The sequence below is a fragment of the Marinobacter sp. genome (assembly GCF_044799475.1).
GTDB lineage: Bacteria > Pseudomonadota > Gammaproteobacteria > Pseudomonadales > Oleiphilaceae > Marinobacter.
Window position 1 is genome coordinate 1,073,740 of the sequence record NZ_CP085217.1, and the last position, 25,051, is coordinate 1,098,790.

A 25,051-nucleotide genomic window follows, 5' to 3' on the forward strand; every position below is an offset into this window, starting at 1 on the left:
CCCCCTGCAGTTACTATTTCATAGACATTAGTAAGTGTAGATCTTGATGCGGGAGAAGCGGATTTCAATACCGGCAGCGTCCGCCGCTGCCGGCAGTTCGCAGATCAGCTACCGGGAGCTGGGTGAGTCTGTGCTCAAGGCCCGGGCCATTCAGCTTCTGCGGTATACAAACCGTTCGGTGAGCGAAATCGCCTGCGAACTCGGCTATGCTGATCTTTGCAGTTTCAGCCGTGCTTTCCGTAAGTGGACCGGCAAGTCCGCCAGTGAATTCCGCGAGGGCGGCGCGGACCCGGCCCCCGAGCTGGGACCGTAAATGGTTCCGGGAGGCCTGCACCAACCCGTTCTTGAAGGAGCATTCATGGCCCAGCCAGATACGCACAGCAAGGTTATCGGTTATCTGTTGTGGATTTTCGGCTTTCTTGGTTCCCACCGCTTTTACTATGGCAAGCCCATTACCGGAACCATCTGGTTCCTGACTCTGGGGCTGTTTTTCATCGGCTGGATTATTGATCTGTTTCTGATCCCCGCCATGGACAGGGAAGCGGATTACCGTTTCCAGGAAGGTCCTTTCAGCTACTCCGTCAGCTGGATTCTGCTGACCTTCCTTGGCGTCTTTGGCATCCATCGTATGTACATGGGCAAGTGGATCACCGGCATCCTTTACCTGCTGACCGGGGGCATCTTCCTGCTCGGCGTGCTCTATGACTTCTGGACCCTGAACGAACAGGTCGCGGTCAGAAACAGTGAGATCACAGGCTGATCAGGCGGCGACTGCTTCCGCTTTTGCCTGAATCTTCAGCCGAATCTGGTCTCAGTCACGGTTCAGGCCGGCTGAGGAGTGAAAACGGGACCCGATAGCGCAGTCCTGTGGAAGGGCCGGTGCCCTTGACTGTGCAGGTCTTCCTGTTGACCCGCTGAATCAGACCGGTATGGCACCGTCCTCGGCTGCCAAAAGTCACCCGGTCTCCGGCCTGCCACAAAGTCTGGGAAACCAGTGCCGGCGGACTTTCGAAGGAACTGTCCGGAAAGGGCAGGCCGTTTTTCAGGGCGCCCTCGGTGAGTCGGTCTTTTACCTCGCTGGCTGCGCCACTGGCGTGGAGTTCGTCCAGGATGTGGTAAAAGTGCTGGTTATGCACCGAACCCCGCAGCCGCTGGCCTGCTACCTGCTGAAGCAGATGGGCGAACTCGTGGCAGCAGGTATGGGCAAGAAGTGTCCGGGTGGAGACTCTGCCGTCAAAATAGCGTCTTTTCCTGATTTCCCTGGCGGAAAGCCAGCCAGCTGCGGTGTCCGCCTGGTACTTGGCGAGGATCATGCGCACGCCATAGGTGATGCAGTGCTGTCTCAGGGCGGGATCAAAACGGTGCCAGGTGGCCTGACCCGACCCTACGCGGCATTCCAGCCGGGCGCCCGGCCGCTGTCGCCGGATCCGGTCGCGGGACGGCGCCCACAGCACCTCCTCGGTGGTGTCGCAGAGCAGTTGTCCAAGGGTACGGGCGTCGTGGCGGGTCAGAGGCATGATAAGGGCAGATTTCTGGCAGGTTTGCGACCGGGATGGACCAGAATCATACCCTGCCAGGAAACAGGGAGAAACCTTCCGGTCGGGGCAGTGGCTTCGGCCGCGGGCGTCTAGCGCAGGCTGAAGCGTACCGGCAGGGTGTAGGTAAAAGACTCCCCAGTCAGGTCTGGCGGCACGTCGGGCAATGGCTCTGCCTTTTTCAGCATCGCGAGGGCGGCGTCATCCAGCAGGCTGTGGGAAGAAGCATCCACCAGCCGGTAGCTCAGCAGCCTGCCATCACGATTTATCCTGAACTCCACCATTGGTGTGCCTTCCTGGCCCAGCCGCTGGGCACGGCGCGGGTACTCCCGGTGTTTGCCGAGATGGCGCATGAGCCTGTTCAGATAGCTGTCCATCTGTCCGGAAACGCCGGCTTTCAGTTCCACCTGTTCGGGCTGGCTTTCCGGCCGGGCAGAAGACTCGGGTTTCTGCACCCTGGGAGCTTCGGCTGTCGTTTTCCGTGCCGGTTCGGCCACACTTTCTGGCTCTGGCTCTGGCTCTGGCTCTGGCTCTGGCTCTGGCTCTGGCTCTGGCTCTGGCTCTGGCTCTGGCTCTGGCTCTGGCTCTGGCTCTGGTTCCGGTTCCGGTTCACTGGCCGTGGACCTTTCGGCCAGCTGTATGCGGAGAGTATCAGGCCGGGTAATCGGGGCATTGCCAGCGGGCATCTCCATGTCCGGGGCGGAAGGCAATGCCGCCAGCACTGAGAGGGCAGTCAGCAATACCGAGGCCAGAACCAGCAGCCAGCGCACAGGGGCGGTCATTGCGATGGCTCCGTAAGTAGCAGGATGTCGGTATGATCTGCCTCCTCCAGGATCCGGAAAAGTGTTTCCAGCTCCGCCATGGAGACCGCTTCAGAGGCGGCGACACGCAGAGGGACACCTGATTCCGGGGATGGCAGCCTGGAGGCGAGGGTGGCTTTGGTGACTCTCCGGCCGCCTACGGACCAGTCGCCGGGGGGCCGCACAATCAGATCTGCCCGCGGAGCGTCCGGCTGCTCTTTCCCCCGCATGCCCGGCAGATCCGGCAGGCTGGTCTCGCTCATCTGGCCGGCAACGATAAAAAACATCAGCAGCAGAAATACCAGGTTGATCAGAGGCAGGAGGCTGTCTTCCACCCGGTCCAGCAGCGCTTTGCCGCTGCCGGGTGTATTTGCTGGGAGGTAGGGCATGGTTCAGGGTGTTCCGGTTTCCGGTGGGGTGCGCCGCCAGCGGGCTTCAATGCCGGCCTGGTCGAGCACCCCGAGAGCCTGCGTGAAATCGGCGAGACTGGCGCTGCCGCTGGCTTTCAGATTCACTTCACTGATTCCGGATGATGCGAGCGCGGGCAGCAGCTCGGCCAGCGGCCAGTCACGCCCCTGCCAGCGCAGGTTCCCGGTTTCGGCAAGGAGCAGTTCCGGTTTTGTCTCTCCCGTGACACTGCTGGCGGGGGCGGTGGTGTTTTCCAGATTCAGGTGGCCCGTGGGCAGCAGACGGGTGGTCAGCATGAAGAAGACCAGAAGTATGAACACCACATCGATAAGCGGCGTCATACGTATCGGCATTGGCCGTGCCGGTCTCGGATTAACCAGTTGCATGGGCGATACGGCGCTTCTGCCACTGGTCGTCATCGGCTGCCGCGGCAGGCTTTTGTACAGGGCCGAAGGCTGCCCCGACCTCTTCGCTCCCGGCTGTCGCCGTGACGACCTGAATCAGCAGCTCATTCAGACGGGTGTTCATCCGCCGAAGCCGGAATTCCACCCAGGCCGCCAGGGCCGCAAAGGGGATGGCCAGAACCAGGCCCGCGGCAGTTGTCGTCAGAGCCTCGTAGATGCCACCACTGAGCTGGGTGGCGCTCGCCCGGCCTTCGGAGGCAGACATGGCACTGAATGCCTCCATCATGCCCATGACGGTCCCCAGCAGCCCCAGAAGGGGCGCCAGCGCGGCAATGACTTCGATAATCTTCAGTGGTGCTTCAAAGGGCTGGAGTACTTTCTGGCTGCGGCAGGCGAGCTCTTCACGAAGACTCACCGGATTCCGTTTTTCCATACAGGCTTTCATGGCAAAGCCGACCAGGGGCCGCAGCGGGTTGAGCCGCTGGTACCAGCTTCGCGCGCCCCTCATCTGCTGCTCGTATTCGGGCCCAGGATTACGGCGCCAATCGTTCACATTGCGGCGGATGTCGGCAGTGAAACGGGGCGCAAACAGGGCGCCGGCGAGAATCAGATAAAAAAACGTCACCAGACCGGCAATGGCGAGGGCCACAAGTACCATCATCACCGGCCCGCCCATCTCAATCAGCTGCTGAAGGGGTGTGAGGAGCTCGGCTGATGGGGCGGAAGTCTGGATCTCCGACATTGTGTCGTCTCATGGAAGTTAATGTGGTCCTTAATGATAACGATTAATATTCACGTTTTCCAGAGGTAACTCCCGCTTTCCCCCGCGTCTGTTAGACTTCAACTGTGTACAGATCAAACGGACCAAAACCCAGGTGGGATGGTCCAGCAAGAGCCGATAAATGAATCCGGAAAAAGTCTACAAGCGCTGGTTCGACAGCCTTAAAAACAGGGCCGTGACTCTCGTGGTGGTGGCAGTGGTTCTGACCGCGGTCACGGTCACACTGGTAAACAGTTTCGTGAGCCGGCAGGAGCTGGAGGCGGAGGTCCGCGACCAGATGACCAGTCTTTCCGGGCTGATTGCCCGGGAACTTGATGCCAAACTGGCCAAACGGTTTTCCATGCTGTCCGCTGTGGCCGAAGACCTGACCATGGACGAACTCGCGTTGACCGGGCGTGCCAAGTTGCTGCTGGACCGGCAGACGACTCTCAGGCAGATGTTCAACGGGCTTTATCTGTTCGATGCCAGCGGCACCGTCATGGCAGAGTACCCCCAGGACGGCGGGTTACAGGGATTCGATGCCAGCCAGCGGGAGTACTTCCGCCAGACCGCCCAGCAGATGACCACTCTCATATCTGAGCCGTTCATGGGCCGCATGGGCCGGCCTCTGGTGATCATGACAGCACCGTTGTTTGATCATCGCGAGAAGTTTATCGGAGCCATTGGTGGAACCATCTATCTGGGCGAAGAAGATTTCATGGGGGATCTGCTGCGCACAAGACTTGGTCAGACCGGCTACGTTGCCATGGGCAGCCGTTCAGGTCTCACTCTTGTACACCCCAGGGAGAATGAAGTCCTGAAGCCGCTGCCGGCATCCAATGAGGTTCTGATCGATGCCATGAAAGGTTACGAAGGTGTGCGGCTGACGACAAACAGTCAGGGCATTGTCACACTGACTGCGGTGCGCCAGCTGGACCAGGCGCCCTGGTTTCTGGCGGCGGTGTGGCCGGAGCAGGATGCCCTGGCGCCGGCCCGGCGGCTTACCGACATCATGTTCTGGGTTACCCTGGGCATAGCACTGGTGCTGATCCCCCTCGCCCTGCTGATTTTTCGCAGACTCATGACGCCGCTGGCCCTTCTGAGCGAGCAGATAACCGCCAGCCATCTGGGCAGCAGGACAAAACCGGTGAGCGTCGGGGGCGGTCAGGAGATTCGCCAGGTGGCCAGGGCTTTTAACCAGGTCAGCAATGAGCGCCGGACGGTGATGTTGTCGCTGACCGAACAGGAAGCTTTCTACCGGGCATTGTCCGAGAGTGCGCCCATCGGGATTGTTCAGACGGATGTTCTGGGTCATATCGAGTTCGTTAATCCGGCGTTTGAGCAGATCATGGGTTGGAGCAGGGATCGGCTGCGGGGCAGCCACATCATCCACGGCCTGAATGAGAAGGACCGGAAGCAGGTTCTCCGCAATCTCCAGGGTGCAAGGGTTTCGGGACGACCCTACCAGGATCGACTCCAGGTTCGCAATGCCGCCTCCGGCCGGATGGTCTGGATCGAGATCATGGCCTCACCGATCACGACGTCGGAGCTGTGTCTGGGCACCATCACCGTGGTCAGGGACATTACCCACGAAGTGGAAATCGGTGAGCGGCTGAGAACAGAGCAGCAGCGTTCGGACAGGATTCTCGAAGCCCTGTATGAAGGTGTACTGCTTGTGGACCGGCAGGGTGTGATCCGGCATTGCAACAGCGCCGGCTGGGGCTTTCTGGGCATGGAAAAAAGCTCCGCCGAGGTACGTTTTCTCGAGGAGGTGAAAATTCTTGTGAATGGCAAGACCTGGCATCTGGCAGAATTCCTGGAGCAGGATCATATCGAGAGCCTCGACGCAGTGATAGCCAACCGCCAGGATGAAAACCTTGACGTGGAACTGACCATGTTCCGGTTTGACCGGAATGACACGGCTGAGCGGCTGGTGTTCGTCCTCCGGGATGTAAGTGAGCGCCGCCGCCACGAACAGCAGCTTTCCTGGCAAGCGTCCCATGACAGCCTCACGGGTCTGCTTAATCGCCGCGCGTTCAATTCGGCCATGGGTACCTGGCTGCCGGAAGCTGGCCGGTTAACCACGCCGAGTGTGCTGATGCTGATCGACCTGGACCACTTCAAGCCAGTGAACGATCGGGGTGGCCACTTGCTGGGCGACGAAATGCTGCGGCAACTGGCCGGCATTCTGATGCAGGCAGTGCGCCAATCCGACCTGGTTGCCCGTCTGGGCGGCGATGAGTTTGGTGTTCTGCTGCCCGCCTGCGGCCTTGAGCGGGCGGAAGACATTGCAGAAAATATCCGGAGCCGGGTGGAGGCGCTGAAACTGGACAGGAATGGCGAATTTTTCGGTGTCACCACCAGTATAGGCGTGACCAATATTTCCCCCGGCGATGCCAACATCAGAGAAGTTATAGCCCGGGCCGACGAGGCCTGCTATGCCGCCAAGGCGCAGGGACGGAACTGCGTGATTACCCTGCCTTCCCTGCCTGTCTCTCCGTGATCCACGCTGACGAGGCAGAGCGGCTCAGGCTTCACCGCCGCCGGGGGTTTCTGATCGCAGGCCTGGGGGTTCTTCTGCTGTCTCCGGACTCGCTGCTGGTCAAAAGTACCGAGGTGTCGCCGCTGGTATTCCTGTTCTGGCGCGGCCTGCTGCTGGCTGTCGGCTTCATGGTCATCAACAGCTGGCGTTATGGCCGCCGCCTTCCGGCAGAGATGCGGCGCTGCGGCTGGCCAGGGGTATATTGTGGCCTGGCCTTCAGTGTCAGTACGGTGGGCTTTGTTACGGGTGTCAAATACACCGCCGCTGGCAATGTTCTGGTGATTCTCAACACTGCACCCGTGATAGCGGCCCTGCTGGCCTGGCTGATCTGGAAGGAAAAACTGCCCCTGCGCACCTGGCTGCTCATTGTGGTGTGTGTCAGCGGCGCCAGCCTGATGGCGGCGGGGGAGATGGGCAAGGGTGAACCCCTGGGGCTTGTCATGGCGGGTATGGCTGCGTTCGCACTCGCATCCAACCTTGCGGTGGCCCGCTCCCGATCCAGTGCCGACATGAGTGTCATGCTGGTGCTGGGGGCAGTGGTAACGGCCGGTATCAGTGCGTTGCTGGGCGGAGCCCAGTGGCCCGGCTGGCCCGACATGGGGCTGATACTCCTGCTCTGCCTGGGCTTTCTGCCGGCTGCGAGTATCCTGATCCAGACCGGCCCCAGGTATCTGCCTGCCGCTGAAGTCAGCCTGCTGCTTCTGCTTGAAACTGTCATAGGTACATTTCTGGTCTGGCTGTTTCTGGCAGAAGTGCCGCCGCCGCTGGGCTTCGCCGGGGGCGGCATTATCCTGGCTTCGCTTGCCCTCAATGCCCTGTACGAAGAATGGCGGATCCGTTCAGCCCGTATCCGGCTAAGCGCTTTGCCCCCAAAATGACCAGGCTGCCTGCCAGAGCAGCCGCAAGGCAAGCAGGGTCAGTATCAGATTGAATACCAGGTGAAAGCGCCGGTCGCTCAGGCTGTTCAGCATATTCAGGCCAACCCAGGTGCCGGCAAAGCCGCAGGCGATCATGGCGATAACGAACACCACCCATTCGTGAAATACAAAGCCTGCAAGAGTAAATACCAGGGCCTTGGGAGCGTGCTGGAGGGTCATGGCGGTGGCGAAGGTGGCAACCGCAGTGAATCGGTCGCTGTGGATCTGCTTGATGAAGGCAGCAACCAGCGGGCCACTGGCTCCCACAAACAGGCTTAGGAAGCTGGTCGCGCAGGATACAAGGAAGGTACCTGGAATACCCACGGCCTTTCTGGGCAGGGCCGGCCCCCAGCAGAGATAGAGCACAAATACCCCGATACTGACCTGCCAGACAGCAGCCGGCAGTTCCACCAGCAGCCAGCTGCCAACGGCAGCCCCCACCAGAACCCCCGGCGCGAAGGCGGCGATCACTCGCCAGTCTATGTTCTGCCAGGTGAGTGCCGCCCGGCCCGTGTTGGAGCCAAGCTGGATCATGCCGTGTACGGGAATAATTGCGGCTGGTGGCAGCCAGAGCGCCATGAGCACCAGCAGCAGGACGCCGCCTCCGGCGCCAAGGCTGGCGGTGATCATCGACGTCAGAACAGAGCAGGCCAGAAGCACCAGGGCAATTGGCAGCGAAAGGGCATCGGGAATCAGCGGCAGGTCCAGAATGGCGGTTGCTCCGGTCGTGTTGCTCTGCGGCTACTGGCAGAAGTCGCTGTTTTTCAGCTTGCTGGTAGAGCAGAGCGCTTCGGTCGCAAGCTGGACGTCAGCCACATAATACAGAGAGGCCAGGCCAAAGCGGCCCCGGCCCAGGTTGTGAAAAATCAGTCCGAAGGCGATATCGCCGGCGGTGAACTGTTCATGGTGGCTGGCAAAGTATCTGGCTGGCCGTGCCAGGGTCTGGTCGGCCAGCAGACTTTCAACACGCCCTGCGCCGCCGTGGTAGGCCTGAATGAGCAGAAGCGTGAACAGGCGGTCGCGTTTTTTCTCTGGCAGGGCGCCGAAGCGTTCCTCGAAAACCGGCCTGAGGTTGCGGGCGTTCTGATTCATCAGCTTCAGGGCGCAGTCAATCTGGGCCATTCTGTGCCAGTGGTTGCTCTGTGCCACGCCACAGTCGTTCAGGACGCCAGGCAGAAGCTGGAGAATGCCCCTGGCCCCCGCTGCCGAATGGGCCCTCGGCCGGGCTCCGCTCTCAATGAGAACCTGCCCTGCCAGGTACCTGGGCAGTTCTTCCGGCAGGTTCAGCCGCTGCTGTCTCTGGCGCGTCCGATAGACCTGGAGCAGCGCTTCATGCAGGGGCCTGGGGCTGTCGGCGTTGCCCAGGGTGAGGTCATCCCATGTTCCCCAGATGAGGTCCCCGGGAAGCATCCCCAGGTATCGGGCGATGGCTTCATCGAGCTGTACATGGGGCTGGTCACATGAAAGCGCAAACGGATAGCCCAGGGTGGCCTCGTCGCCGGGAGTCCAGTTCCCGGCTTTGCCGCGCTCGGCCAGGCTGGCGCGGGTGGTGTTCAGTCTTGCCTGGGTGCCCTCCCGGGAACTTCCGTCATCAACATAACCGAGGAACTCACCTCTCAGGTCGAACAGAATGTGGCGGTCCGGCTTACTGCAATAGCCGGACTCCTGAAGTACCCAGCGGCGTATGGTGAGCATGTTGCTGTACACGCCCTGACTGATCCAGTAGGGAGTCTCCCGCACAATGTCCGTCCAGCTGCCTCTGGGAGCGGGCGAGGCCGTTGCACTGGTTGCCACAAGGAGGGACAGGGTAAGCAGGATGCTGGTAAATCTCATTTTCATGCCATCTGTTGCTGAGGGTGAACCCGATTTCAGCAAATCCTATAGTCTGGGTTGCAGAAGGTCCATGGATCTGGCTGCTCAGGTGACCGGTGAGGGGGCCTGCCGGGTCACTTCACTAATTTTTCGCTTACGCTATGCTTTACCGGTCCGCTGGCCCAATGAACGATCATCAGACTGGAAGTCAAAATGAAACAATCGGAATACCTTCGCTATGACGCTGTTGCACTGGCCGACCTGATCCGCCGGAGTGATGTGACTGCCAGGGAAGTGCGCGAGGCTGCAATTAAACGTGCAGAAACCGTCAATGGCCGCCTCAACGCCATCTGCCAGCCTCAGTATAGCGAAGCGAGGGAGCAGACTGTGAAGGAAGATGCTCCCCTGGCCGGGGTGCCATTTCTGCTCAAGGACCTCAGCCAGGAGCAGGCGGGAATTCCCTGTACTTACGGCAGTCGGGCCTACCGCAATTATCTCCCGCGCCAGGATTCCGAATTCGTGCGCCGCAGCCGCCTTGGCGGCCTGGTATTCCTCGGCCGCACGGCAACGCCGGAACTTGGCCTGAAAGGAATCACTGAACCGGAATTATGGGGTCCCTGCCGGAGCCCCTGGAACAGGGATCTCACCCCGGGGGGCTCCAGCGGCGGCTCCGGCGCGGCTGTGGCCGCCGGGGTGGTGCCAATGGCTGGAGCCAATGATGGCGGCGGCTCCATCCGGATCCCTGCCGCCTACAGCGGTCTGTTTGGCCTCAAACCTTCCCGTGGCCGCATCTCGGCCGGGCCTCAGAGAGATGAACAGTGGACTGGTGCATCCTGCGACCATGTGGTGACCCGTACTGTCAGAGACAGTGCCGCCATGCTGGATATTCTGGCCGGCCCGGCGCCTGGCGATCCTTTCGAGATTCCGCTTCCTGCGGTTCCCTACTCGGACCTGATGCAGCAGGCGCCAAGGCAGCTTCGGATTGGCATGTTTACCGCCTCTCCCTACGGCACCGAGGTGGACAGCCAGTGCGTCGAAGCAGTGGAATCGGCAGCCAGGACACTGGAAAACCTTGGCCACCGGGTTGAGCTTGCCCGTCCAGAATTCGATGGCAGGGCGCTGGCCCGGAGTTATCTCGGCCTTTACTTCGGTGAGGTGTCAGCAATGATGCACAAAGCGGTCACCGAAATGGGCGCGAAAGATGCCGACTTCGAGCTGGAGACCCGCCTGCTGGGAATGCTGGGCAAAAGCCTGCCGCTGCCGGATTATGTCCGTCTGCGTCAGCAATGGAATGATTTCTCCCGCGCGCTGGGGGTTTTCTTCGAGGGCTTCGATGTCTACCTCTGCCCCACGACCGCTCAGATGCCAGCCCGTATCGGGCAACTTGATACGCCAACTCATATCCGGCTGGCGTCCAGGCTGATGTTGCTTCTCAAGGCCGGTCGTCTGGTCCACAAAAGCGGCCAGGTGGAGGAGCTGGCGCTGGAGAACCTGGCGAGGACGCCCTTTACCCAGCTGGCGAATCTGACCGGCACACCGGCCATGTCCGTGCCGCTGCACTGGACAACTGAGGGCCTGCCGGTCGGTGTCCAGTTCGGCGCTCCCCATGGTGGGGAGGACATCCTTCTGCAGCTGGCGGCCCAACTGGAGGAGGCCGACCCCTGGTTTGTCCAGTATGAGCGCACGGAACAGTTGACCTGATACGGCCTGTAATCTGATCGCCCTGCCAGAGCGTTTATCTTTGGGGCGTTTACAGGCTATGCTGTGGATGAGGGTGATCATCACCCTCATCCATGATGGCATCGAGGAGGCGGGCGCATTATGAACCAACCGATGGCAATCGACGAACTGGTATCCGTAGCACAGGCCGAAGCCATGGGAGAACTGGACGCCCCCATGATGGCAATTGTCCTGTCCAGTGAACAAAGCTACGACCTGCCAATCAACTCCCTGGAGACAGAGGCTGACAAGGCACGCTGGGGTCTTATTCTCAGGGCAGCCCGCGAACATGTGGAAGGGGATGCCGTAGCAGTCCTCTATCCTGCATGGACCACCATTCGCCACAAAGACGAAAACAACCAGCCCGGAGAAACGACGGACCCGATTGATACCCTGTTCGTCCAGTTGCACACCCGTGACCGGATATACTGGCGTGGCTACGAGCAGATCCGCGATCCACGGCATCAGCGCATTATCGGCTTCCGCCGTATCCGGGCCCTGTCCACCGACTACGAGCGCAGCGAAGCGCCGGACATTGCAGCCTGGCTGAACACCCTCTTCGAGCCGCTGCCTGAAGAAGGCGAAGAGACCGACGTGGACCGGGAGCTGGCCGACATGCTGGAGGAACCGGAGGTCAGTGCTGCTCTTTACCCGAGGCAGTTGCGGGCACTGCACTGAACTGCTGCAGGTTCTGCCGACAGGAAGTCAGGAGACAGCAAGCAGGGTCAGGCAAAGCTGGGCATGGCGCACGAAGTGACTGAAGGCCGTAAGCTGGCTGGAGGTCGGGCCCTGTCCGGCGCCCGCATTGTCGGCGTAGAAAAGCCCCACCAGGCGTCCTTTGGCCATTAGCGGGCCCACAAGTGCCGGCTTCCGGCCCAGCCAGGGGTCGAAGCCCACAGCGCCGCCTTTGGCCGGCGGCTTGTATATCTCACATGCGCCCTGCGGCAGCAGCCGGTTCAGGCCGGTGTTCCTGTCCCGCTCGATGATAAATTCTTCCCGCCAGTGGTCTGTCTCCGGCCCCACCACTTTCCGTGGAATCAGTTTTGTTCCCGAACGGTCGCCCATCAGAAGGGCTACCCGCTCCATGCCAATGGCCCGTTGCACGCCTTCCATGACCAGCTGACACACCTGGTTGATGTCGGGTTTCTCGGTCAGGCATTCTGCAAGGTCCCGAAGAATCTGCAGCTGGAGTTCCGGGTCTTCCTGGCCGGCTTCCACGGCCGGCTCGCTGACTTCATCCGCAGACACGGGCCCGGCGTCCGGCAGCAGCGCCCGGACCTGGGGGATGCCAAGGGAAAGCGCAATTTTTGAGGCTTCCCCGGCATTTACCCGGACCTGGTCCCGGATGGCGGCCGGTGTTTCATCGAGTTCTTTCGCCAGACTTTCCATCATCTGATCCATGTCGGTACCCCGCCAGCCGGACTCGGCCAGGCGGGCCATTTCCACGGACTGCCTCACCAGATTGGCTGCCTTCGAATTCGGCCGCCCTGCCGCCACCACATCCTTCATGAAGGGTCCCAGAGACCAGGCTTCCACCAGCCCCCTGGTGATTTCAGTGAAAGTGGATTTCAGGATCTTCTTCTGGGCCTCGACGGGTGGGGTATCTTCCCTCAGTTTCTTTTCAAGCTCGGACGCCTGGTCTGTGTCACAGGACCAGAAGGCCAGTTCACCGATGTTCATCAGCAGGGCGCCGATGAAGACTTCCTCCAGCGCGTGCTCGTTGCGTCTGGGCAGCAGGCAGCGGGCCTGGACTGCGGCGTGAAGAGCCCGGGCAAGACACTTGAGCAGATGTGTCCGTTTGCTGCGGGCCAGCAGGGTGTCCACGATCAGTGAGGAAATGGTCATGGACTTGACCGCATCGAAGCCGATCAGGGTGATGGCGCGGCTTACTGTTCCCACCTGGGTACGTGTCTGGTTGTAGAAAACGGTATTGGAAAGCCGCAGAACCTGGGAGGTCAGCTGGGCATCGTTGAGAATGACTTCTGCGAGCTGGTTAACCGTGCTGTTGTTGCTTTCGGTGAGCTCGTTGATGCGCCGCAGGGTATTGGCAAGCACAGGCAGTTCCACCTGACTCAGGTATTCGACCCAGGCCTGGGTGGAGTTCATGCGTACTGGCAATGTGTCCGTCTTGTTCAGCAAGGTATTTAATGCCTCTGATTTCACTGTCGTGCGTGATGACCAGTCTAGCGTATTCGGCCAGGCCCTGATAACGGTGCGGAGCAATTTAACAGGCGGGGGCGTTCGGGTTCACAGGTGGTTTGGGCTATACTCACGCGCTTCAGACGCTGCACTCACAAGGCTGCTACGTGATCGAATTTGACCAGGTCCAGAAGTCCTATCAGGTTGGCGGTCGGGCGATTCCCGCGCTGCACCCAACCAGCATGACCGTTCAGGCCGGCGAGGTGTTTGGCATTGTTGGCCACTCAGGCGCTGGCAAATCCACTCTTGTCCGGCTGATCAACCTTCTGGAGCGCCCTTCCGGTGGCCGCATTCTGATCGATGGCGAGAATGTCACCGATTATGATGCTGGAGAACTGCGGGCTTTCCGGCGTCGGGTCGGCATGATCTTCCAGCATTTCAATCTGCTGTCATCAAAAACGGTTGCCGGCAATGTTGCCTTCCCCATGAAGCTGGCGGGGATCTATTCCCGCAGCGAGATCCGGAACCGGGTGGACGAACTGCTGGCCCGGGTGGGGCTGGCGGATCAGGCAAAGAAATACCCGGCCCAGCTCTCTGGCGGCCAGAAACAGCGGGTTGGCATTGCCCGGGCGCTGGCCTGCCGGCCCAGCATTCTGCTGTGCGATGAGGCCACCAGTGCCCTGGATCCGCAGACCACCCAGTCCGTTCTGCGCCTGCTGGCGGACATCAACCGTGAGCTGGGTCTCACCATCGTGCTGATTACCCACGAGATGGACGTTGTCCGCCGTATCTGCGACCGGGTGGCCGTAATGGATGCGGGGGAAGTGGTGGAAATGGGGCCGGTGGCGGATGTTTTCCTTCATCCCCGGCATCCCACGACGCGGGATTTCGTGTTTGAAAGCGAGAACATCGACAGGGACGAAATGCAGGAGGACCTGCAAAAGGCCAGTGGCCGCATCCTGCGTCTGACCTTCCGGGGTGAGAATACCTACAAGCCTCTGCTGGGCCATGTGGCGCGGGAGTCGGGCGTGGATTTCAGCATCCTGTCCGGTCGTATCGACCATATCAAGGACACGCCCTATGGTCAGCTGACCCTCTCGCTGGTGGGCGGCAACCTGGAGCAGGCCATGACAGCCCTGAAAGCGGCGGACGTGGATGTGGAGGTGCTGCGATGATGGAGCAGCTGATCGCGAACGTCGACTGGAGTGAAATTGGCTGGGCCAGCTGGGAGACCCTGATCATGGTGGGTGCCTCCCTGCTGTTCAGCGTGCTGATTGGTCTGCCTGTGGGTGTTTTTCTGTTTCTCACCGGCAAGCGGCAATTGCTGGAGCAGCCTCTGGTCTACGCGGCCCTGTCGTTCGTAGTGAATGTCCTGCGCTCGGTGCCGTTCATTATTCTGCTGATCGTGATGATTCCCGTCACAGTCATGCTGATTGGCACCTCGCTGGGGGTGGCGGGGGCCATTCCGCCGCTGATTGCCGGCGGCGCGCCTTTCTTTGCCCGCCTGGTGGAAACCTCCCTGCGGGAAGTGGACCGGGGCATTATTGAGGCCAGCCGGGCGATGGGCGCCAGCGTGAGGCAGGTGGTGCTGGGCGCCCTGCTGCCGGAAGCTCTGCCTGGCATCATCGCGGGTATCACCGTAACCGCCATTACCCTGGTCTCCTATGCTGCCATGTCAGGTGTAGTAGGGGGTGGGGGCCTTGGCGATCTGGCCATACGCTTCGGTTATCAACGATTCCAGACAGACGTCATGGTGATTACTGTGGTGCTTCTGGTGATTTTTGTTCAGTTACTGCAGATGCTGGGCGACCGGCTGGTGCTCTATTTCAGTCGCCGTTGACAGGCGTCATATTTTTCACGACCACACACGAGGTTATTTATGAAAGTGAACAGACTGATCGTACTGCTTGCGGCCTTCGCCGCGTTTTCCGTCCAGGCCGCTGAAAAGCTCAGCGTTGCCGCCACCGCCGTCCCCCACGCGGAGATTCTTGAATTCCTCAAGCCGGCGCTGAAAGACGAGGGTGTGGAACTGGACATCAAGGTATTCACCGATTACGTCCAGCCCAACGTTCAGGTGGCCGAAGGCCGGATGGATGCCAATTTTTTCCAGCACCAGCCCTACCTTGAGTCCTTCAATGAGGGCAAGGGTACCAGTCTGGTCAGTGTTGCGGGCGTTCACGTAGAGCCTTTTGGTGCCTATTCCCGCAAAATCGATTCCCTTGAGGATCTGGAGAAAGGTGCCACCGTAGCCATTCCCAATGACCCCACCAATGGTGGCCGGGCCCTGCTGCTGCTTCAGAAAGCCGGGTTGATCAAGCTCAAGGACGACAGCAAAATCACCGCAACTCCGAGGGACATCGCCGAAAATCCGAAAGATCTGGAGTTCTATGAACTGGAAGCGGCCACTCTGCCGCGGGTGCTGGATCAGGTGGAACTTGCCATGATCAACACCAACTACGCGCTGGAAGCCGGCCTCAACCCCACCGAGGATGCCCTGATTATTGAGGGGTCCGAGTCGCCTTATGTGAACATTCTGGTGACCACGGAAGAGAAGAAGGATTCACCGGCGATCCAGGCGCTGGCGGATGCGCTGACCTCGGAGCCGGTCCGGAAGTTCATTAATGAAAAATACGAAGGTGCCGTTGTTCCCGCCTTCTGAGGGAGAGCTTTTCAGCCTTCATTGAAGGCGTTCTGGCACAAAAAAACCGGCCAGGGAATTATCCCTGGCCGGTTTTTCATTTTCGGGTGCCAGGGATTATTCGCCTTTCCTGACACCCTTATGAATGATGCTATTCACCACCCCAGTTGGTCTTCGGATCCGGCGTCATGCGGAGATAGGGGCGGACCGCCTTGTAGCCTTTGGGGAACCGGCGCTGGATTTCCTCCTCATCCTGCAGAGAGGGCACGATGACCACATCCTCGCCGCGCTCCCAGTTACCCGGGGTGGCTACCTTGTGCTCATCGGTCAGTTGCAGCGAGTCCACCACCCGCAGCACCTCATTGAAATTGCGGCCAGTGCTGGCCGGGTAGGTGATCATCAGCCGTATCTTTTTGTCCGGGTCGATCACGAACAGAGAGCGGACGGTGAGCGTCCCGCTGGCATTCGGGTGGATCATGTCATACAGCGCTGCCACCTTTTTGTCCTGATCCGCGATGATGGGAAAGTTCACGGTGCAGCCCTGGGTTTCATTGATGTCCTTGATCCAGTCCTGGTGTGACGTAACTGGATCCACACTCAGGGCAATGGCCTTGACGTTGCGCCGGGCGAACTCATCTTTCAGCTTTGCCGTCAGACCCAGTTCGGTGGTGCATACCGGGGTGAAGTCAGCCGGATGAGAGAACAGAATGCCCCAGCTGTCGCCTAGCCATTCGTGGAACTGGATCCGGCCTTCGCTGGAATCCTGTTCAAAATCGGGGGCGGTATCGCCCAGATGTAAAGCCATAATTCTACTCCTCTTCCGCGGGGGAACCCGGCCGGCTGTCAGCGCCACCAGGTTCGGAATTAAACTCTCGGGGTGAAGGGTACGGATATCAACCCTGTCCGTTTACTTTGTGATTCGTGCCGGGTTTCAGTGTAGCAGGATTCCGGAGTAACGATTCCGGCCGGAAATGCGGTAGGCTAAAGCCATATACAGAAAGATGAATGGCGAGCCATGACCAGGGAAAATCCTCACTCAGAGAAGCTGCACGAAGCCCCACAGGTCCGCTATGTGGAATCCAATGGTCTGAGGTTCTGCGTTGAAACCCGGGGTAACCCGGCAGGGGAGCCAGTGCTTTTCGTCATGGGGCTGGGAGCCCAGATGACCCTCTGGCCGGAAAAGCTGCTGAATGCCTATGCCGATGCCGGCTACCGGGTCATCCGATTTGATAACCGGGACATCGGCCTGTCCAGCCACCTGAAAGATCGTCTCGCAGGCCATCCGGTAACGGTTATGGCGAGAAGCCGGGTGGGTCTGTCCGTGCAGGCTCCCTATACTTTGCACAACATGGCCGGCGATGTGGCCGGCCTGCTTGATGCTATGGGCCTTGGCAGTGTTCACCTGGTGGGCGTTTCCATGGGCGGCATGATAAGTCAGGTGCTGACGGCAACCTGCCCCGAGAAGGTGCGCTCCCTCACCCTGATCATGACATCCACGAACAGCCCGCGACTTCCCATGCCTCAGCCGAAGCTGATCTGGAAACTGGCCGGCATCGGGGCCAAAGGCCACGATGAAGATGCTGTTCTCGGCCGCAGCCTGGCGTTCTGGAAAGCCATCCAGAGTCCGGGGTTTCCGCCGCGGGAGCAGGAAGTCCGGGACCGGATCATCCGCGAATTCCGCCGCAGTTATCATCCGGCCGGCATCCTGCGCCAGACCCGGGCCATTCTGGCCAGTGGTAGCCTGTCATCCCTTACCCGCCGTATTCGCGTGCCTACGGTGATTATTCACGGCGATTCTGACCCATTGGTGCGGCCAGTGGCGGCGGAGCAGCTCAAATATCTGATCCCCCACGCCCAACTGGAGCTTGTCAAAGGCATGGGCCATGACCTGCCAGAGCCCCTGCTGGAGGAATTCGCTGAGATGAGCATGAAGAACATAAGCCGGCACAGTCCAGTAGCGGCGTAGAGCTACTACCAGGAGCCGGTGTTTTCCATGCTTGCCCAGGGTTCACGGGGCGGCAGTGGTTCGCCCTTTTGCAGCAGCTCGATGGATATGTTGTCCGGCGAACGCACAAATGCCATGCGTCCGTCACGGGGAGGGCGGTTGATCGTCACACCGCCGGTCTGGAGGCGCTGGCAGAACTCATAGATGTTGTCGACACGGAAGGCGAGGTGGCCAAAGTTACGGCCGTCATCGTATTTTTCCGGGTCCCAGTTGTAAGTCAGTTCCAGCATGGGCGCTTTGTCCCGCAGGGCCCGCTCCCGGTCTGCCGGGGCAGCGAGAAACACGAGGGTGAAGCGGCCCGTTTCATGATCGCGCCGGCTTATCTCCTCCAGACCGAGCAGGCTGCAGTAGAAATTCAGTGAGCCATCCAGATCACTGATGCGAATCATGGTGTGCAGGTACTGCATAACGAATCTCCGCCTGGGGGGAGGGGGATTCTCCCCGCTTCTGATTTCAGTTTTCCATCGGTATTGCCTATTGTTAGGTAATCAGCCCCAAACGTCTAATGGTCAGGGGGCAGGATGGCACCGAAAGTGTCCAGCTGTCCGCTGTCACTGCCAAATTTTCTGGATAAGGGAGGAAATATCATGCGTTCACTCAAGGCTTCCGATGTCATGTGGAATCACATCGAGCCGATCCGGTGCGGGACACCGCTCACCAGGGTGGTCAAGACACTGTTGGCCAATCACGTGACCGGGCTGCCGGTGGTGGATGCCCATCGCAGGGTTCTGGGCTTCGTTTCCGAACAGGATTGCATTCACGCCCTGCTGGTGCGTGGCTATCACGGGGAAGGCGAGCCGAATGTTGACGATGTCATGAACAAAGATCCGGTAACCATCAGCCCGGAGCTGGGGCTCGTTGACCTTGCCCAGAATCTGGGGCACGGTAAACCCAAGGTTTACCCAGTGGTGGATCACGGCCGGCTGGTGGGCATTGTGACCCGCAACGGCATACTTGCCGAGCTGGCACGCGCCGGCTTTGGTATTGAACTGCCCAAACATGTTTCGGCGGAATAAATATGAAATCACGTGCTGCTGTGGCCTGGGAAGCGGGAAAGCCGCTGGCCATTGAAGAGATAGATGTAGAAGGGCCGAAGGCGGGCGAAGTCCTGGTCCGGGTTGTGGCCACCGGTGTTTGTCACACGGACGCCTACACCCTCTCGGGGGCAGACCCGGAAGGTAACTTTCCGGCGATTCTCGGCCATGAGGGTGGTGCCGTGGTGGAAGAGGTGGGCGCCGGGGTGACTTCGGTTAAAGCCGGCGACCATGTCATTCCCCTTTATACACCCGAGTGCGGCGAATGTGCCTTCTGCCGTTCCGGCAAAACCAACCTGTGCCAGGCGATCCGCAGTACACAGGGCCAGGGCCTTATGCCGGATGGCACCTCCCGGTTTTCAATGAACGGGAAACAGATCAAGCATTACATGGGCACCTCCACCTTTTCTGAATACACGGTGCTGCCTGAGATAGCGCTGGCAAAAATCAGTAAAGAAGCTCCTCTGGACAAGGTCTGCCTGCTCGGCTGCGGGGTGACCACCGGCATAGGCGCCGTGCTCAATACCGCGAAGGTGGAGCCAGGCTCAACCGTTGCAGTATTTGGCATGGGAGGCATCGGCCTGAGCGTGGTGCAGGGTGCCGTGATGGCCAAAGCCTCCCGCATCATCTGTGTGGATATTAACGAAGACAAGTTTGAAATGGCCCGGATGCTGGGCGCCACGGATTTCGTCAACCCGAAAAAATATGACCGCCCGATTCAGGAAGTACTGGTGGAGCTCACCAGGGGTGGCGTCGACTACTCCTTTGAATGCATCGGCAACGTCGACATCATGCGCTCAGCGCTGGAATGCTGTCACAAGGGCTGGGGCGAATCGATCATCATTGGCGTTGCCGGCGCTGGCGAGGAAATCTGCACCCGTCCATTCCAGCTGGTAACCGGGCGGGTCTGGCGTGGCAGTGCGTTTGGCGGCGTGAAGGGGCGTACCGAGCTGCCCGGCTATGTGGAGCGTTACATGAAGGGTGACATAAAGATTGATCCGATGGTAACCCACACCATGCCCCTGGAAGACATCAACAGGGCCTTTGATCTGATGCACGAAGGCAAGAGCATCCGGTCAGTGGTTTTATTCTGAAAAACACATTCTGAGGTGTGTCATGGAACAGATTGCCTCCAACGTGAGTTTCGGCGGTGAACACCGCCGCTACCGTCATCGGTCGGAAACACTGGACTGCGACATGGAGTTTTCCGTGTTTCTGCCACCCAGAGCGCTGGGAGACAGTCCCGCACAGGTGCCGGTGCTTTACTGGCTGTCGGGACTTACCTGCACGGACCAGAACTTCATGCAGAAAGCAGGTGCCCATCGCCGGGCGGCTCAGCTGGGCATGGCCATTGTGTGTCCGGACACCAGTCCGCGGGGGGTGAACCTGCCGGGTGAGGATGACAGCTACGATTTTGGCAGCGGCGCGGGTTTTTACCTTAATGCCACGAAGGAACCCTGGGCCCGGCACTACCGCATGCATGATTATGTTGTGGATGAGCTGCCGGCTCTGGTGGAACGGTCGTTGCCGCTTGCCTCCCTCCGGTCGATCAGCGGCCACTCCATGGGTGGTCACGGAGCCCTGATCTGTGCCCTTCGCAATCCTGGTCGCTATGTGTCGGTTTCGGCGTTTTCGCCCATCTGTCACCCGAGCGACTGTCCCTGGGGAGTGAAGGCTTTCTCCGGTTATCTGGGGGAGGACCGTCAGGAGTGGGCGGACTGGGATGCGACGCTGCTGGTACCCGGCGCGCCGGAGCGCCTGACCCTTCTGATTGACCAGGGTACCAGCGACGAATTTCTGGAGCACCAGCTGAACCCCGAGACCCTGGCGGAAACCTGCGAAAAGGTCCACCACCCGATCCGCCTCAGGATGCGTCGCGGTTATGATCACAGCTACTTTTTCATCGCATCATTCATTGATGAGCACCTCGAACATCACGCGTCGGCGCTGGGGCTCCGCGGCTGACAGGTCAGGGCCTCAAAGTCTTTTCTGAGGGACCTGAGCTCGGCGCCGAGATGACGTTTCTGGCTCTGCTCAGCGGTCTTCAGAAGGCCGCTGAGCAGATCAGTCAGGGCAGGGCGGCTCTCGGCGACCATTTCCTGGTAGGCCTCACCCCGGAATTCCTCGCTGTTCTGAATCAGCGCCGCTATGCGTTCCTGAAACTCCGGGCTGTCACGCTCTGAAAGCGCGGCAAGCAGAGCCTGCTGCCACCTGGCTCTGCCCTCGAGCCAGATGCGGGTCTGGTTGCCTCGTTCCCTGTTCCACTGACTGATGATTTCACGCTGCTGTTCGTTGACCTGACCCAGCCAGCGCTCCGCCCGTTCAATGATGCGCTCTTTCCGCTCCCGTCGTTCCTCTCCAGGGTCCGGCCGCAGAAACTCTTCTTCCTTTTCCTGCTGTCTGGTCGCCATGGTCCGCTCAAGCTCCGCCACCTGGGCATCACTCAGGCTGGCCAGTAGCTGGGTCGCCGCAGGGGTGGTGGCCACTAGCAGCCGGTCCATTGCACGCAGCGCATTCTCCTGATGGTTGGCAATGGTGTTTCTGCCCGGAGCTTTTTCCGTGACATCTGCTTCCACCGTCGCAAGCCACTCGCTGTAGCGGGGCAGCTCCTCGCTGCAATGCCACTGCAGGATATCCGCAATATGGGCGTCCAGCAGGGACTCCTGCTGACCGCTCAGGGTTACATAATCCTCAACCCACCAGGCGATGCCCCAGTCAGCGTAACGGTAAGCCACCCGGGTTGAGCTGCAGCCGGCCAGCGCAACCAGCAGGATGACAAGCACCAGTTGACGGAGAAAGACGGATTTCATGACCCTGAGCTTCCACATGAATCGCAGGCATAACGTCGTTCGTAGCGCCGGTCTGCCCAGCGTTCGTAGATTTTGCCTGCAATGGCCCGTATCCCTGGCCAGAGCAGCGGGCGGAACAGCCAGCCAAGGGGGGTGTGGGACCAGGCCTGGACGTTCGCCTCAAGTCCAACCGCCCAGTTGCCATCGGCCTTCAGCAGGTGAAGGCGGCGCAACAGGCTCTCCCTGGAGGGCAGCGAGGCTCCGCTTTCAGCAGGCCGGTGTATGTCGGAAAATGTCAGGCCTCCTGACTGCAGGCGCTGAAGGGTTTTGATTTCCCGTCGGCAGAGAGGGCACTGGCTGTCGTAAAAAAGGGTATCCACAAGCTGTCTCCGGTCCGGGCAATGCTGATTGTACGTTGCCTTGTCCGGGCTGGATGTTGCCTTGTGTCCTAACCTGTCAGCCCTGGGGCACGGACAGCAGGATCTTGCCGGTGCTACGGTTGCTCTGAAGCCATGCCATAGCTTCGTCGGCTTCCACAATGGGCCAGGTCCGGTCTATCACCGGTACAATTTCTCCAGCGCTGAGCCTGGGCCAGACGGTTTCATAAAGGGCATCCATGATCTCGCCCTTCACAGCAACCGGCTGGGCCCGAAGGGTGGAGCCGATCAGTCGCTGGCGTTTCATCAGCATCACGCCCAGATCCACTTCCGCGTGACGGCCTCCCATAAGACCGATCAGCACGATGCGACCACCAGTATTCAGTACTTTCTGGTCCCGGGCTATGTAATCGCCGCCTACCGGGTCGAGCACCATGTCGGCGCCACCCCATTCCCTTACCGCCTCGGAAAAGTCTCCCTTGTGCCGGTTCCAGGTGCCATCGGCCCCCAGGCGCCGGCATACCGCCAGCTTGTCATCGCTGCCTGCGGTGGCAAATACCGGGTTGCCCATGGCTCTGGCCAGCTGGATGACCGCGGTACCCACGCCGCTCGCGGCTGCGTGCAGCAGAATGCGTTCGCCGGGTTTCAGGGCGGCTTCCATGTAAAGGTTGAGCCAGGCGGTGGCGAATACTTCGGGCAGCGCTGCCGCCTGCTCCAGGCTCAGGCCGGGAGGCACCGGCAGCACCTGTACCGCCGGCACGAGTACCTGGGAGGCGTAGCCGCCACCGGTGAGCAGAGCACAGACTTCATCTCCCGGTTTCAGGTGAGTAATGCTGTCCCCCACGTCGGCCACTGTGCCACTGACTTCCAGACCCAGAATCTCTGAAGCGCCGGGCGGCGGCGGGTAATGTCCGGTGCGCTGCATCAGGTCGGCCCGGTTCATGCCGGCCCACCGGACCCTGATCCGGACTTCATCTGCCGAAGGTGCTGGCAGGTCCGGGTGGGGCTGCCAGCGAAGACCGTTATCTGTTACCGCAATTGCATCCATTGTGTGCTGTCGCTCCGGCGATATCTGAGGATGGCTTTTGAGTGATTCCGGCGTCAGTGTTTCATGGCATCAAGAACCGCTTCGGCAGTAGCTGCAGATGACGCCGGATTCTGGCCGGTGATCAGCCGGCCGTCGGTCACCACGTAAGGGGCCCAGTCGTCCCCCTTGCTGTAATGGCCGCCATGATTTTTGAGCATGTCCTCTACCAGGAAGGGAACCACGCCGGTCAGTCCCACAGCCTCTTCTTCGGAGTTGCTGAAGCCGGTTACCTTGCGGCCACTCACCAGAGACGCCCCCGAGCCATTGCGCGGATGACGGAATACGCCGGGGGCATGACAGACCGCAGCCACCACCATGTCCCGGTTGACTGCATCTTCAATCAGGGCAATGACGGCCGGATCCCCGGCAAGATCCCACAGAGGACCGTGGCCGCCGGGGAAAAACACGGCATCGTAGGCGTCTATGGGAACCTCGGTCAGCATCGTGGTATTGGCAAGCGCCTCGTTGGCCTCCCGGTCTTCATGAAAACGTCTGGTGGTTTCAGTCTGGGCGTCTTCCGCTTCGCTGTTGGGGTCAATGGGTGGCTGGCCACCAGCAGGAGAGGCCAGAATGACTTCTGCGCCGGCATCACGGAATACGTACCAGGGGGCAGTGAATTCTTCCAGCCAGAAGCCGGTTTTGTGTCCGGTGTCGCCCATCTCAGAATGGGATGTGAGAACCATCAGAATCTTCATTCAGCACTCCTTGTCAGGCGGCCTTCCCGTGCCGGGCTACAAGCCCGCGTCCCGGAGGCGCTCTGGATGTTAATGCGGTTATGATACGTCGAAGACACAGTGTGTATCACGCCGGGTGCCTCATGCCAGCCTCTCTGCCAAATGAGCCTCAAGCGGACGATGGGCTTTTACCTGAATCCCCAGAACAGGCCAAAGTCCATGGGCGGCAGTACATCCACATCCTCCAGGGCGCGAATGTTGAATTCCAGCAGGCCGCAGTCACGTTTGAACGCGCCCATGTAACGGTTGCCCGTGGGCCCGATAATGGCCTGGACGATATGGTCCCTGTGCCGGACCGGGCGGTGTACGACGACGGCGACCTCGTTGTTGGCCAGGCGCACGAGGGAGCCTGGAGGATAGCGGGTAAGGGCCTTCAGAAGGGCCCGGTAGATCTCGGGCCGCGGCTGGTCACGGAAGGCTTCATGTATGGCTTCCATGGCCTCGGCAACACTGAGACGCTCGCGATAGGCGCGCTGGGTGATCATTGCGGTGTAGCGTTCTGCCAGAGCGAGGATGCGTGCCTCGGTCAGGATGTCTTCATCACGGAGGCCAGCAGGGTAACCTGAACCGTCATGATGCTCGTGGTGCTGCTCGATGATTTTCAGAAGCCTGGGGTTGCCGATTCCAGCTTCTTCCAGGGCCTTGGTGCTGAGCAGCGGGTGTTTGCGGATTACCAGGCGCTGCTCTTCGCTCAACCGCTTGCGGGAGCTATTGAGTTTGTCGAGAAAAGGCAGCAGGGCAAGGTTTGCAGTCAGGGCAGCGCCCATCAATAGCACCCGACGTTTCTCATCCAGCTTCAGCTGCTCGGCAACAAAATGGCAGATAATGGCGTAGAAAAGGGTCTGCTCGTACGCGGTGGGTTCCACTGAATACAGATGCACCAGTGCCAGGCATGGGTCCGGTGCTTCCTGGCAGATGCGGTCAAGCAGACGGGTGAGTCCGGTGAGCCGCTTGAGAGCGGAAGGGTCCTTGCTGTTTATGGCTTTCAGAACTGCTTCCAGCGACTGCAGAAGCATGGGGTAGTCGGTAAAAGGGTTCCGGTCCCGGTCGTCTCCGACCACCCCTGGTGCTGCTTCGCGCCCTATTTCCCGCGGCTGGAAAAGGCCACGCTCAAAGAGCTGTTCGAGCTGCATCTCGTTCTGGATAACATAGCCCTGTCGGAGGAGGACCTGGCCTTCCGAATCGTAGACCGTCCAGGGCAGAGGTTTGCCCACGATCAGGGCGCCGGGTGCAACACGGACATGCTTGGACACGCTTGCTCTTCACCTGTGGTTAATCGGGAGACGGGGTAAGATTGGCCGGTCAGGCTGTACGGACCGGTTCTGTCCCGGTAAAGGTAGACCATCCGGCT

Annotated in this window: 27 protein-coding genes and 1 pseudogene; 13 read left to right on the forward strand and 15 right to left on the reverse strand. The window is 60.1% G+C overall.

Annotation, left to right across the window (positions count from 1 at the left end; genetic code table 11):
* Positions 1-106: 106 nt before the first annotated feature.
* Positions 107-313, forward strand: a pseudogene (locus LG327_RS04930) (helix-turn-helix domain-containing protein); the annotation flags it as partial.
* A gap of 45 nt (positions 314-358) precedes the next feature.
* A complete protein-coding gene (locus LG327_RS04935; protein WP_404366592.1) occupies positions 359-760 on the forward strand; it encodes an NINE protein in 402 nt (133 codons plus the stop codon).
* A 55-nt stretch (positions 761-815) separates the two neighbouring features.
* Here the strand turns inward: LG327_RS04935 and LG327_RS04940 are convergent, their stop codons facing one another.
* The 5 genes from LG327_RS04940 to LG327_RS04960 all read right to left on the reverse strand — a co-directional run bounded on the left by LG327_RS04940 (position 816) and on the right by LG327_RS04960 (position 3,889).
* Positions 816-1,517: a hypothetical protein gene (locus LG327_RS04940; protein WP_404366594.1), complete on the reverse strand. Its 702-nt coding sequence runs from the start codon at positions 1,515-1,517 to the stop codon at positions 816-818.
* A gap of 110 nt (positions 1,518-1,627) precedes the next feature.
* Positions 1,628-2,317: an energy transducer TonB gene (locus LG327_RS04945; protein WP_404366597.1), complete on the reverse strand. Its 690-nt coding sequence runs from the start codon at positions 2,315-2,317 to the stop codon at positions 1,628-1,630.
* On the reverse strand, positions 2,314-2,724 hold the full coding sequence (locus LG327_RS04950) for an ExbD/TolR family protein (protein WP_404366600.1): 411 nt from the start codon (positions 2,722-2,724) through the stop codon (positions 2,314-2,316). Before LG327_RS04950 ends, LG327_RS04945 begins: the two co-directional genes overlap by 4 nt.
* Before the next feature lie 3 nt (positions 2,725-2,727).
* Positions 2,728-3,096, reverse strand: coding sequence for an ExbD/TolR family protein (locus LG327_RS04955; protein ID WP_404366603.1), 369 nt, complete (start codon positions 3,094-3,096; stop codon positions 2,728-2,730).
* Positions 3,097-3,115: 19 nt separating this feature from the next.
* Positions 3,116-3,889: a MotA/TolQ/ExbB proton channel family protein gene (locus LG327_RS04960; protein WP_404366606.1), complete on the reverse strand. Its 774-nt coding sequence runs from the start codon at positions 3,887-3,889 to the stop codon at positions 3,116-3,118.
* A 160-nt stretch (positions 3,890-4,049) separates the two neighbouring features.
* Here LG327_RS04960 and LG327_RS04965 point away from each other — a divergent pair, with 160 nt between their 5' ends.
* Together LG327_RS04965 and LG327_RS04970 are read left to right on the forward strand one after the other, a co-directional pair.
* Complete coding sequence (locus LG327_RS04965) at positions 4,050-6,410, forward strand: diguanylate cyclase domain-containing protein (RefSeq protein WP_404366609.1); 2,361 nt, start codon at positions 4,050-4,052, stop codon at positions 6,408-6,410.
* Positions 6,407-7,327 (forward strand): DMT family transporter, encoded by a 921-nt coding sequence (locus LG327_RS04970; protein ID WP_404366611.1) that lies wholly within the window; start codon positions 6,407-6,409, stop codon positions 7,325-7,327. Before LG327_RS04965 ends, LG327_RS04970 begins: the two co-directional genes overlap by 4 nt.
* Here the strand turns inward: LG327_RS04970 and LG327_RS04975 are convergent.
* Positions 7,304-8,074: a sulfite exporter TauE/SafE family protein gene (locus LG327_RS04975; protein ID WP_404369231.1), complete on the reverse strand. Its 771-nt coding sequence runs from the start codon at positions 8,072-8,074 to the stop codon at positions 7,304-7,306. The two genes, LG327_RS04970 and LG327_RS04975, sit on opposite strands and share 24 nt — an antisense overlap.
* A 33-nt stretch (positions 8,075-8,107) precedes the next feature.
* Entirely contained in the window at positions 8,108-9,205 is a 1,098-nt protein-coding gene (locus tag LG327_RS04980) for a hypothetical protein (protein ID WP_404366614.1), read from the reverse strand.
* Positions 9,206-9,391: 186 nt separating this feature from the next.
* Here LG327_RS04980 and LG327_RS04985 point away from each other — a divergent pair, with 186 nt between their 5' ends.
* Both LG327_RS04985 and LG327_RS04990 read left to right on the forward strand, forming a co-directional pair.
* On the forward strand, positions 9,392-10,879 hold the full coding sequence (locus tag LG327_RS04985) for an amidase (protein WP_404366617.1): 1,488 nt from the start codon (positions 9,392-9,394) through the stop codon (positions 10,877-10,879).
* A 120-nt stretch (positions 10,880-10,999) separates the two neighbouring features.
* The gene (locus tag LG327_RS04990) at positions 11,000-11,575 is read left to right on the forward strand and encodes a hypothetical protein (protein WP_404366619.1); all 576 of its coding nucleotides are present in this window, start codon (positions 11,000-11,002) and stop codon (positions 11,573-11,575) included.
* A gap of 27 nt (positions 11,576-11,602) precedes the next feature.
* On the opposite strand, the gene LG327_RS04995 is transcribed toward LG327_RS04990, so the two are convergent.
* Positions 11,603-13,015, reverse strand: a complete 1,413-nt coding sequence (locus LG327_RS04995; protein WP_404366622.1) for an HDOD domain-containing protein — start codon at positions 13,013-13,015, stop codon at positions 11,603-11,605.
* A 188-nt stretch (positions 13,016-13,203) separates the two neighbouring features.
* On the opposite strand from LG327_RS04995, the gene LG327_RS05000 reads away from it, so the two are divergent.
* The 3 genes from LG327_RS05000 to LG327_RS05010 are packed head-to-tail and all read left to right on the forward strand — an operon-like array spanning position 13,204 to position 15,695.
* Positions 13,204-14,211 carry a methionine ABC transporter ATP-binding protein gene (locus LG327_RS05000; protein WP_404366624.1) on the forward strand — a complete coding sequence of 336 codons (1,008 nt, stop codon included), beginning with the start codon at positions 13,204-13,206 and terminating at the stop codon, positions 14,209-14,211.
* A complete protein-coding gene (locus LG327_RS05005; RefSeq protein WP_404369233.1) occupies positions 14,211-14,876 on the forward strand; it encodes a methionine ABC transporter permease in 666 nt (221 codons plus the stop codon). The genes LG327_RS05000 and LG327_RS05005 overlap by 1 nt, the downstream gene beginning before the upstream one ends.
* A gap of 39 nt (positions 14,877-14,915) precedes the next feature.
* Complete coding sequence (locus tag LG327_RS05010; RefSeq protein WP_404366627.1) at positions 14,916-15,695, forward strand: MetQ/NlpA family ABC transporter substrate-binding protein; 780 nt, start codon at positions 14,916-14,918, stop codon at positions 15,693-15,695.
* A 130-nt stretch (positions 15,696-15,825) separates the two neighbouring features.
* Here LG327_RS05010 and LG327_RS05015 read toward each other — a convergent pair whose 3' ends face one another.
* Entirely contained in the window at positions 15,826-16,479 is a 654-nt protein-coding gene (locus tag LG327_RS05015) for a peroxiredoxin (RefSeq protein WP_404366630.1), read from the reverse strand.
* A 210-nt stretch (positions 16,480-16,689) separates the two neighbouring features.
* On the opposite strand from LG327_RS05015, the gene LG327_RS05020 reads away from it, so the two are divergent.
* Entirely contained in the window at positions 16,690-17,640 is a 951-nt protein-coding gene (locus LG327_RS05020) for an alpha/beta fold hydrolase (protein WP_404366633.1), read from the forward strand.
* 5 nt (positions 17,641-17,645) lie between these two features.
* Here LG327_RS05020 and LG327_RS05025 read toward each other — a convergent pair whose 3' ends face one another.
* Entirely contained in the window at positions 17,646-18,086 is a 441-nt protein-coding gene (locus LG327_RS05025; protein WP_404366636.1) for a VOC family protein, read from the reverse strand.
* A 180-nt stretch (positions 18,087-18,266) separates the two neighbouring features.
* Between LG327_RS05025 and LG327_RS05030 the strand changes: the two genes are divergently transcribed.
* From LG327_RS05030 to fghA, 3 genes are read left to right on the forward strand one after another with little or no spacing between them, the layout of a single operon-like run.
* Entirely contained in the window at positions 18,267-18,695 is a 429-nt protein-coding gene (locus LG327_RS05030; protein WP_404366638.1) for a CBS domain-containing protein, read from the forward strand.
* Positions 18,696-18,697: 2 nt separating this feature from the next.
* Complete coding sequence (locus tag LG327_RS05035; RefSeq protein WP_404366641.1) at positions 18,698-19,807, forward strand: S-(hydroxymethyl)glutathione dehydrogenase/class III alcohol dehydrogenase; 1,110 nt, start codon at positions 18,698-18,700, stop codon at positions 19,805-19,807.
* Positions 19,808-19,829: 22 nt separating this feature from the next.
* The gene (gene fghA / locus LG327_RS05040; RefSeq protein ID WP_404366644.1) at positions 19,830-20,678 is read left to right on the forward strand and encodes an S-formylglutathione hydrolase; all 849 of its coding nucleotides are present in this window, start codon (positions 19,830-19,832) and stop codon (positions 20,676-20,678) included.
* On the opposite strand, the gene LG327_RS05045 is transcribed toward fghA, so the two are convergent.
* The 5 genes from LG327_RS05045 to LG327_RS05065 all read right to left on the reverse strand — a co-directional run bounded on the left by LG327_RS05045 (position 20,648) and on the right by LG327_RS05065 (position 24,953).
* Positions 20,648-21,523, reverse strand: coding sequence for a DUF6279 family lipoprotein (locus tag LG327_RS05045; RefSeq protein WP_404366647.1), 876 nt, complete (start codon positions 21,521-21,523; stop codon positions 20,648-20,650). The two genes, fghA and LG327_RS05045, sit on opposite strands and share 31 nt — an antisense overlap.
* Entirely contained in the window at positions 21,520-21,882 is a 363-nt protein-coding gene (locus tag LG327_RS05050; RefSeq protein WP_404366650.1) for a thiol-disulfide oxidoreductase DCC family protein, read from the reverse strand. The genes LG327_RS05045 and LG327_RS05050 overlap by 4 nt, the downstream gene beginning before the upstream one ends.
* A 76-nt stretch (positions 21,883-21,958) precedes the next feature.
* A complete protein-coding gene (locus LG327_RS05055; RefSeq protein ID WP_404366653.1) occupies positions 21,959-22,927 on the reverse strand; it encodes an NAD(P)H-quinone oxidoreductase in 969 nt (322 codons plus the stop codon).
* 53 nt (positions 22,928-22,980) lie between these two features.
* Entirely contained in the window at positions 22,981-23,661 is a 681-nt protein-coding gene (locus LG327_RS05060) for a type 1 glutamine amidotransferase domain-containing protein (protein WP_404366656.1), read from the reverse strand.
* Positions 23,662-23,828: 167 nt separating this feature from the next.
* Positions 23,829-24,953, reverse strand: coding sequence for an HD-GYP domain-containing protein (locus LG327_RS05065; protein ID WP_404366659.1), 1,125 nt, complete (start codon positions 24,951-24,953; stop codon positions 23,829-23,831).
* Between the last annotated feature and the right edge of the window lie 98 nt (positions 24,954-25,051).

What these genes read in the sequence shown, in the direction of transcription:
- LG327_RS04935 (WP_404366592.1), top strand. Translation starts at nt 359, where the DNA reads ATGGCCCAGCCAGATACGCACAGCAAGGTTATCGGTTATCTGTTGTGG.
- LG327_RS04940 (WP_404366594.1), bottom strand. Translation starts at nt 1,517, where the DNA reads ATGCCTCTGACCCGCCACGACGCCCGTACCCTTGGACAACTGCTCTGC.
- LG327_RS04945 (WP_404366597.1), bottom strand. Translation starts at nt 2,317, where the DNA reads ATGACCGCCCCTGTGCGCTGGCTGCTGGTTCTGGCCTCGGTATTGCTG.
- LG327_RS04950 (WP_404366600.1), bottom strand. Translation starts at nt 2,724, where the DNA reads ATGCCCTACCTCCCAGCAAATACACCCGGCAGCGGCAAAGCGCTGCTG.
- LG327_RS04955 (WP_404366603.1), bottom strand. Translation starts at nt 3,096, where the DNA reads ATGCCGATACGTATGACGCCGCTTATCGATGTGGTGTTCATACTTCTG.
- LG327_RS04960 (WP_404366606.1), bottom strand. Translation starts at nt 3,889, where the DNA reads ATGTCGGAGATCCAGACTTCCGCCCCATCAGCCGAGCTCCTCACACCC.
- LG327_RS04965 (WP_404366609.1), top strand. Translation starts at nt 4,050, where the DNA reads ATGAATCCGGAAAAAGTCTACAAGCGCTGGTTCGACAGCCTTAAAAAC.
- LG327_RS04980 (WP_404366614.1), bottom strand. Translation starts at nt 9,205, where the DNA reads ATGAAAATGAGATTTACCAGCATCCTGCTTACCCTGTCCCTCCTTGTG.
- LG327_RS04985 (WP_404366617.1), top strand. Translation starts at nt 9,392, where the DNA reads ATGAAACAATCGGAATACCTTCGCTATGACGCTGTTGCACTGGCCGAC.
- LG327_RS04990 (WP_404366619.1), top strand. Translation starts at nt 11,000, where the DNA reads ATGAACCAACCGATGGCAATCGACGAACTGGTATCCGTAGCACAGGCC.
- LG327_RS05005 (WP_404369233.1), top strand. Translation starts at nt 14,211, where the DNA reads ATGGAGCAGCTGATCGCGAACGTCGACTGGAGTGAAATTGGCTGGGCC.
- LG327_RS05010 (WP_404366627.1), top strand. Translation starts at nt 14,916, where the DNA reads ATGAAAGTGAACAGACTGATCGTACTGCTTGCGGCCTTCGCCGCGTTT.
- LG327_RS05015 (WP_404366630.1), bottom strand. Translation starts at nt 16,479, where the DNA reads ATGGCTTTACATCTGGGCGATACCGCCCCCGATTTTGAACAGGATTCC.
- LG327_RS05020 (WP_404366633.1), top strand. Translation starts at nt 16,690, where the DNA reads ATGACCAGGGAAAATCCTCACTCAGAGAAGCTGCACGAAGCCCCACAG.
- LG327_RS05025 (WP_404366636.1), bottom strand. Translation starts at nt 18,086, where the DNA reads ATGCAGTACCTGCACACCATGATTCGCATCAGTGATCTGGATGGCTCA.
- LG327_RS05030 (WP_404366638.1), top strand. Translation starts at nt 18,267, where the DNA reads ATGCGTTCACTCAAGGCTTCCGATGTCATGTGGAATCACATCGAGCCG.
- LG327_RS05035 (WP_404366641.1), top strand. Translation starts at nt 18,698, where the DNA reads ATGAAATCACGTGCTGCTGTGGCCTGGGAAGCGGGAAAGCCGCTGGCC.
- fghA (WP_404366644.1), top strand. Translation starts at nt 19,830, where the DNA reads ATGGAACAGATTGCCTCCAACGTGAGTTTCGGCGGTGAACACCGCCGC.
- LG327_RS05045 (WP_404366647.1), bottom strand. Translation starts at nt 21,523, where the DNA reads ATGAAATCCGTCTTTCTCCGTCAACTGGTGCTTGTCATCCTGCTGGTT.
- LG327_RS05055 (WP_404366653.1), bottom strand. Translation starts at nt 22,927, where the DNA reads ATGGATGCAATTGCGGTAACAGATAACGGTCTTCGCTGGCAGCCCCAC.
- LG327_RS05060 (WP_404366656.1), bottom strand. Translation starts at nt 23,661, where the DNA reads ATGAAGATTCTGATGGTTCTCACATCCCATTCTGAGATGGGCGACACC.